Source organism: Treponema sp. (assembly GCF_045657965.1).
Taxonomy (GTDB): Bacteria; Spirochaetota; Spirochaetia; order Treponematales; family Treponemataceae; genus Treponema_D.
Map to the genome: position 1 here is coordinate 1 of NZ_JAZOUG010000070.1, position 2,713 is coordinate 2,713.

Annotated in this window: 3 protein-coding genes; all 3 read left to right on the plus strand. The window is 40.1% G+C overall.

Annotation, left to right across the window (positions count from 1 at the left end; translation table 11 throughout):
• The coding region (locus tag ACKI5B_RS02545) for an enoyl-CoA hydratase/isomerase family protein (RefSeq protein ID WP_407425519.1) at positions 1-403 on the plus strand (403 nt) is incomplete at its 5' end.
• Positions 404-426: 23 nt separating this feature from the next.
• A complete protein-coding gene (locus ACKI5B_RS02550; protein WP_407425521.1) occupies positions 427-1,566 on the plus strand; it encodes an acyl-CoA dehydrogenase family protein in 1,140 nt (379 codons plus the stop codon).
• A gap of 143 nt (positions 1,567-1,709) precedes the next feature.
• Positions 1,710-2,713: sigma-54 interaction domain-containing protein (locus tag ACKI5B_RS02555; protein ID WP_407425523.1), on the plus strand; the 1,004-nt coding region annotated here is incomplete at its 3' end.

Here is a 2,713-nt window from a genome sequence, read left to right on the forward strand (position 1 = left end):
ATCCGAAGGTACAATCTTCAACTTCCCGGAAATCAGTATGGGGTGGATCGGCGCTTCTGCATTTGTTGAATCTATGCTTCCAAGACGTCTTGCTCGTTACTATGTATTCACAGGCAAACCTTTTACAGCTGAAGAAGCTCGCGCATATGGCGGTCTTCTCGATGTTGTGCCTGCAGAACAGCTTGAAGAACGTGCAATGAAAGTTTGTAAAGAAATCGCTCGTATGGCTCCATTAGCTGTTCAGTATTTCAAAGCAGCTATGAACCACAACGACAATGACCAGTTCTACGATAAATTCATGCATGAATATCAGTATTCCATGAGACATTGCAGAACAAACGACTTTAAGGAATCCATCAATGCGTTCCTTGAAAAACGTAAACCAGTTTACACAGGCAAATAATTTAATTTTACGGAGGTAATACAATGAAATCTATGTATACAGAAGAACAGTTGGATTTAATGGCTCTCGCACGCGACTTTATGAACAAAGAAGTAAAACCACATCGTGCATATTATGATCAGAATCAGAATCATGAATTCCCAGATGAACTCTACAAAAAAGGTTTTGAACTTGGTTTCCATCTTTTAGGAATCCCAACAAAATTTGGCGGTCTCGGACTTTCCCACCTTACAGAATGTCTTATGCTTGAAGAAATTGGTAAAGTTGAACCTGCTTATGCAATCACAATGCTTGCAAGTGCTCTTGCTCTTGAATGTGTTCTTATCGGCGGTAACGAAGACCAGATCAAACGTGTATGTGACATCATCGTTCCAGGCGCTTATGGTGCATTCTGTTTAACAGAACCAGCATCCGGTTCTGACTCCGCATCCATCAAAACAACAGCAAAACGCGATGGCGACTACTATGTTCTTAACGGAACAAAATGTTTCTCCACAAATGCAGGTTTTGCAGAAGTTTATGTAATCTTCGCAACAGTTGATCGTTCTCTCGGCGCTAAAGGTGTTACAGCATTCTTCGTAGAAAAAGGAACACCAGGTTTATCCATCGGTAAAGTTGAAGATAAAATGGGTCTTCGTTTATCCAATACATGCGATTTATTCATTGATGAAGTTCGTGTTCCAGTGGCTAACCGTCTCGGCGAAGAAGGCCAGGGCTTCAAAATTGCTATGGCAGGTTTAGATGCAGCTCGTACATTTAACGCAGCAATCTCCACAGGTCTTGCTCAGGCAGCACTTGATGAAGCTGTTGCTTACTCCAAAGAACGTGTACAGTTCGGCAAACCATTAAATAAACTCCAGGCAATCAGCTTCATGCTCGCAGATATGGATATCGGAACAGAAGCAGCTCGTCAGCTCTACCAGAGTTCCGCAAGAAAACTCGATGCTGGAATGAAAGCTACTCGTGAAGCTTCCGCTGCTAAATGTTTCTGTAGCGATAATGCTATGAAAGTTACAACAGACGCTGTTCAGATTCTTGGCGGATACGGTTATATGAGAGACTATCCAGTTGAAAAGATGATGCGTGACGCTAAAATTTTCCAGATTTTTGAAGGTAGTAACCAGATCATGCGTGTCATTATCGGTAATGCCCTTACAAAATAAAGCCTTCCTAAAAAATAAAAGAAGGAAAGTCAGAACAGTTTGCTGACTTTCCTTCTTTTGTTATAAACTTTTTTGACTTTTTTCTTAAAGAAGTATACTATGAATACATATACTTTTATCTAAAATTGAACGGAGACTACATCATGAGTAAAATCAGCTTAGAACAATCACTTAATCCTTCAACTGACTTAGAAAAATTTTATGATCAAATCATGCAGCATTATCCAGGCAGTGTATTTATCACCGACGGAACAGGCAAACTCGTTTATGTTACCGAGTCCATTGAACAAATGCTCGGAAAAAAACCGGAATGGTTCATTGGAAAATCTACAGAAGACATCGTTAAAGCAGGGATTGTTAAAGAAACTTCCACTCAGGAAGCGATTGCAAGCGGAAAAACGAACGTAAAATATCTTAAAAGTACATCCGGAGCAGTCATGCTCATCATTTCCAAACCCGTTTTTGACGATAACGGCAATGTCCAACTTATCGTGAGTTATGCAGCTCATCAGCATGAATACGAAAAGGCAAGTAAATTTTTCCAAAAAGAACGCTTAAAATATGAAAATGTTATTCAATATTTATCTGAATTTAAAGATAATAACACAGAAATTGTTGCTGCCAGTGATGCTATGCGAAGTCTTTTAGCAGTTACACGACGTATTGCTGAAACAAACAGCACAATTATGATCGGCGGCGAATCCGGTACAGGTAAAGAAGTTGTTGCCCATTATATCCATCAGTGCAGTTTACGCAAAGACAAGGCATTTATTCCTGTAAACTGTGCTGCTATTCCTGCCGAATTGGCTGAATCTCAATTTTTCGGTTATGAAAAAGGTGCTTTCACAGGTGCAAACAAAGAAGGAAAAGCCGGTCTGTTTGAATTTGCTGACAAAGGTACTTTATTCCTTGATGAAATCGGGGAACTTCCATTACCAATCCAGTCCAAGCTGCTTCGAGTTCTCGAAACCGGAACTGTAAGCCGTGTCGGCGGCGGTGAAAAAACAAAAAAAGTCGATGTTCGTATTATCGTAGCTACACACAGAGACCTGCTTCAAGAAGTACGTAACGGTAATTTTCGAGAAGATCTTTATTATCGTCTTAACACAGTTCCAATTCGTATTCCAGCATTACGCGAACGTAAAGA